This is a genomic window from Hydrogenibacillus schlegelii (assembly GCF_001653195.1).
In the GTDB taxonomy this organism is placed as follows: Bacteria; Bacillota; Bacilli; order Thermicanales; family DSM-22653; genus Hydrogenibacillus; species Hydrogenibacillus schlegelii.
In genome coordinates this window covers 1-4,830 of record NZ_JXBB01000039.1, presented here as the reverse complement: position 1 = coordinate 4,830, position 4,830 = coordinate 1, and the positions used below count along the sequence as shown (strand labels likewise).

Sequence of the window (4,830 nt, the reverse complement as noted above, 5' to 3'; positions counted from 1 at the left end):
AGCGATCGCACGGGAATGAGGGGAACGACGTCCATCTTCAAAAGCCGATCGAGCGTTTCCGTATCGGCATATCCACCGTCTCCGGAGACGCTTTGAATGCGAAGAGAGGGGTGCTCACGCCGGATGTGCAGCAGAGCTTCGATGGCGGCCTCTCGTTCCGCAGTGCCCGTGATGATCTTGGCCTGGGTCCGCAAGATGACGGAGGAGCGGGTGTCCACCGTGTGATGAATGAGATCACGCCAATGGGCTTCTTGGCCGGAGCTCTTTCGATAAAGGCGGGCATCCGGATCGGTCATGCTCCGGTGGGTCCGGTTGGAAAACCGCTCCCCCCGAAAATCGCCCGGCTTCTTGGGTGGCCTTCCCGACGAAGCCGAAGGGGAGCCGGGGGATGAAAGGTTCGGGCCCGGATCGGGAGGATGGGGGTCAGACGGAGAGGAGTCGTCTTCGTCTCCGCCGTCGGAAAACGAGCGATCTTCTTCCTCCAGCCGGGCCAGATAAGCGTCAAGCGACTCCACGGGGGCCGGCGCGATGGGCTTTAAACTGTGGATGGAAGCATTGGCTCGGACAAGCGTACCGTCCACTGCGACATGCACTTCCGGCTGAACGAGCCCTGCGGCGATGCACTGATCCACCACATGGCGCATGGCTTTCTCAAAAATGCCGTGCCTGCGCCAAAGTTTCCGTGTTTTGACTACGGTCGTTCGATCCGGAAGCCTCGGCCCCCCGGCCTCCGGATGAAGCACAGATTCGAAATCGAGCCCTAAGAACCACAAATAACCGGCGTGCATGGGGAGCGTTTGAAAGCGTTCCCGCTCAGAGGGGTTGAAGAGGTAAGCAAGTCCTATGATCCGCATGACGAGTTCCGGATCGACGGCCGGACGGCCGGTGCGTTCCGAATAAAGCGGGGCGACCCACTCATGGATCGCGGAGAAGTCCAGGACGCGATCGATTTGGCGAAGGATGTGATTTTGTGGCACGAGGGCTTCCATATCAATGTGCCGAAACCATTTGGGTTGATGGGAAGTCCATAGTCGAGGCCGCATGTTTGAATCTCCTTTGAGAAAGGGATGTTTGCTTGCTTTGATTGAATGAGTTCGATCCATGGGTCCGGTTTTCCTTCAAATGAAGGGGTTTTTCACCGGCCTTTTAAAGGCCTTTGTCTGTACAGCGAGGACCTGGGTACAAAAAGCTAGAGATTGTCTATCTTTGTATAGAGAAAGTTGCCCCCTTTACCGCATCAGGTGCGCTGCACATGGAATCAATCGACATAAACGGGGGCATGATATAATCATGATCGAGCACTCGGAGCAACAGGCGACCATTCGATGTTGGAGGAGGTCCGGTTCATGGCACGAACCATGCGCGCCGCACAAGTCGTGGCGTACGGAAAACCCCTGGAAATCCGGGAGGTTCCCGTTCCGGAACCGCACGGCGAGGAGGTTTTAGTCCGGATCGGAGGAGCCGGTCTATGCCACTCTGATCTCCATCTGATGCACGGGGAGATTCCGCTCTTGCCCTCCCTCCCTTTTACCTTGGGGCATGAAAATGCCGGCTGGGTAGAAGAAATGGGTGAAAACGTCCAAGGTTTCAGCAAAGGCGACGCGGTGGCGGTCTACGGCGGCTGGAGCGAGAAACCCGACCGCTTTGCCTGGGCGGGCCAGGAACAGCTGACCGACATCCGCAAATGGGTGGGCATCGGTTTTCCCGGGGGATATGCCGAGTATCTGCTCGTTCCGAGTTACCGTTATTTATTGCCGCTGGGCGATCTGTCTCCGATTGAAGCGGCGCCGCTTACCGATGCTGCGCTTACGCCCTATCGGGCCGTTAAAAAACTCCTGCCTTCCCTTTATCCCGGAAGCACGGTGGTGATCATCGGCGTCGGCGGGCTCGGTCAATTTGGCGTTCAATTCGCGCGCGTCCTGACGCCCAGTTGCCAGGTCATCGCGATCGACGTCGATTCTAAAAAACTCGAGATCGCCCGGGAACTGGGAGCCGATCATGTGATCCACGGCCGGGAGGAGGACCCGGTCGCGAAAGTCAAATCTTTAACGGGTGGCGAAGGGGCGCAGGGCGTCGTCGATTTCGTCGGCTCCAGTGCCACGATGACGCAGGCCTGGAACATGGCCGGGCGGCAAGCGAAGGTGGTCATCGTCGGCCTGGCAGGCGGGAAGCTGGAGTTTACCACCAAAGTGCTCAACGAGGCCGAACTGACCACGAGCGTATGGGGCAGTCAGGTCGAGCTGAGCGAGGTCCTTGAGCTGGCGCGGCGGGGGGTCATTCGCCCGAGAATTCGGAGGGTACGGTTCGAAGAGATCAATGAAGCGTTCGAGGATTTGGCGCACGGTCGCATTGAGGGTCGTGCGGTCCTGGTCCCCCATGACACGCTGGAAAACGCTGCTACTGGGCCGACCCAATGATGAATCGAAGCCGGAACACGGATTGTGAGCACGGCCGCCCGTCCTTGAGGACGGGCGTTTTTTTGACGGAGGAAAAGCGCGTCCCTCTCCGAGAAACCGTCACGGCCTTCACCGGGCGGATCCGCTGCATTGCTCAGAAAGCGGTCGAAGCGAGCGGGGAGTACATCCGGGGCAAAATCCCGCTTTTGGAGACGGCCATGCAGCGCCGTCCGCTGGGAATGGCGCTCGGGAGGCTGCGAGGGAGGCTGCGAGGATAGGGAGCGGCTACTCAGGCGCTTTGGCTCCCGAGCGCCGGGAGAGCACGATCACCGGAGCGTCATGAGCGCGTTTTCTTGTTCAAATTTAGCGGCCGGTCGTAAAATCCACCACGAGGGCCAGTTGAAAATTCCCCCGCCCCATCGAATTACAGACACCGAATCCCCGGCAAGGATGAGGTGTCTGCATCATGATAGGAGTGGGGGAAATGTTTTACATGAAGGAGTTGTACGCGGAACTGCGTAGCATCCGGGAGGTCGCCCGGAGGACCGGTCACGACCGCAAGACGGTGCGCATGTACATTCACTCACAGGAACGGCCTCGTTACAGGCCCCGGTCGCCGCGTCCGTCCAAGTTGGACCCCTTCAAGCCAACCCTGGTGACCTGCATCGCCGAAGGGATGTTGAACTGCAATGACCTGCTGGACGAGATTCGCGCTCTGGGTCCTGCGCCCCTCATACCGGACAAATGCTGAAACGATGTTGTATCCTTCTGTCAAAGGAGAAAGGCTCGTGAAACGAACAAAATCCATCCCTGGCTCCCTCCAATTCAAAGCGGCTTGGGAACGGATCAAAGGCGAAAAACGCTCGTCGAACGCTCCCGGGAATCCGGCGTTCATCCCCATCCCTTCTTGAAGGGAAAGCTTCCCCTCCTGGAAAAAGGCGCTGAGCGCTCCCCTTCCCGAACAAAAAGCGGATCCCCGAAGCGCATCCGCAATTGGGTTGAGCTTCTCGGCAAAAAGGAAGGCGAAATCGCACGCCTCAAACTTCTCGCGCTTCGAAGCGGAGTATCGAGCGCTTCTCTTGAAGCAAAACGTGTCGAAGCCCTCAATGCGCTATTGACCGAACGGATCTGGGACTATAACGAGCGCCGGCCACATTCAAGCCTGCGGCCCAAAACGTCCCAAGAAACGCTCAAAGAAGCCCTGAGCACAAGCTAGGTCTGCATTACATAGGAAGAAAGAACAAAATGTTTAAATCAAGGGGCGCGGTTCCTTGGATGGTGGTCCCCTCCGCAGGCGAAAAGCGTGCGGTGCAATCCGGCAGGCCTGCCTGACGCCAGGAAGCCCTTCCCCTTCAGGGAGAGGGAGAAGTCACTCGGAACTCCGCCTTGCAGGATGCCCCGTTGTCAGGTATACTAAACGGAGAAACGTTCTAAAACTCTAGTATAATTAAAGGATCATAGATCAGATAAATTCGCGATTGAGGAGGCTTTATGGGTGTTTGATCTGCCGGAGATCAGGCGGTCGAAGACCGATCAGGCTTACGAATACATCAAACAAGAACTGATCGCCGGGAGGTGGTCGTTTGGGCAGGAGATTTCGGTGGTGGAGATTGCCGAGACGCTCGGCTTTTCGCGCCGCCCGGTGATCGATGCCCTCAAGCGGCTGGAAGTCGAGCAGTTTGTGGAGATCGTTCCTCAAACGGGTGTCTTTGTAAAGCGATACACGGAGGAAGAAATACTGGATCATTTTACGGCGGTCATGGCCCTGGAAGGGCTTGCGGCATGTCTTGCGGCCGAACGGGGGCAGCCTGAACAGCTGGACGCGCTGAAGGCCGCTAATCGTGAGCTGGAGGAAGTGGTCAGCCGTCCCTTTAAGAAAGAGGAATATTTTTCCTGCAATCGTCGATTCCATTATGTCATTTTGCGGATGGCTCAATCAAAAAAACTGATGTCTCTTTTGCCTGCCCAGTGGAATTTGAATGACTTTTTCTTGACGAACATCTCTTTCTTTGAACAGGATTTTAAGCGTACGATCGGTGAACACGAGCGGATCATTGAAGCCATCGCTCACCGCGATCGCGACTTGGCCCGCTTCCGGATGGAAGAACACTTTCAGACGTTTATCCAGATGGTAAAACAGAGTTTGAGCATACGACGCTGAAGGTTGACACTCGACCGCTCCCCTGATATCTTAGTATCGTAGAAAAAGATTGTGAAAATCTCGGCTTGCCGTCATCAACGGGAAGGATATCGTCATCAAAGGGAAGGATGAGGAAGATGTCCGAAGCCGGCCGGCGCAAACTGCGCGTGGCGATCATCGGGTCGGGGAACATCGGCACCGACCTCATGTACAAAATGTTCCGCAGCCCGTATCTCGAACCGGTGTGGATGATCGGCATCGATCCGGAATCCGAGGGCCTGAAGCGGGCCCGCT

General features: G+C 56.9%; 4 protein-coding genes and 2 pseudogenes. 4 read left to right on the top strand and 2 right to left on the bottom strand.

Annotated features, from left to right (window positions below; translation table 11 throughout):
* Together SA87_RS14495 and SA87_RS14550 are read right to left on the bottom strand one after the other, a co-directional pair.
* Positions 1 to 218 (bottom strand): transposase (locus SA87_RS14495; RefSeq protein WP_245637706.1); only part of this gene is annotated, 218 nt, incomplete at its 3' end.
* A 585-nt stretch (positions 219 to 803) separates the two neighbouring features.
* Positions 804 to 989 (bottom strand): annotated as a pseudogene (locus SA87_RS14550) (transposase); the annotation flags it as partial.
* A gap of 357 nt (positions 990 to 1,346) precedes the next feature.
* Here SA87_RS14550 and SA87_RS09390 point away from each other — a divergent pair.
* The 4 genes and pseudogenes from SA87_RS09390 to SA87_RS14095 form a co-directional block, all read left to right on the top strand.
* A complete protein-coding gene (locus SA87_RS09390; RefSeq protein ID WP_211264219.1) occupies positions 1,347 to 2,417 on the top strand; it encodes an NAD(P)-dependent alcohol dehydrogenase in 1,071 nt (356 codons plus the stop codon).
* An 886-nt stretch (positions 2,418 to 3,303) separates the two neighbouring features.
* Positions 3,304 to 3,612: an integrase core domain-containing protein gene (locus SA87_RS13560; RefSeq protein WP_169816951.1), complete on the top strand. Its 309-nt coding sequence runs from the start codon at positions 3,304 to 3,306 to the stop codon at positions 3,610 to 3,612.
* 279 nt (positions 3,613 to 3,891) lie between these two features.
* Entirely contained in the window at positions 3,892 to 4,557 is a 666-nt protein-coding gene (locus SA87_RS09370) for a GntR family transcriptional regulator (RefSeq protein ID WP_066202349.1), read from the top strand.
* Positions 4,558 to 4,673: 116 nt separating this feature from the next.
* Positions 4,674 to 4,830 (top strand): annotated as a pseudogene (locus tag SA87_RS14095) (acetaldehyde dehydrogenase (acetylating)); the annotation flags it as partial.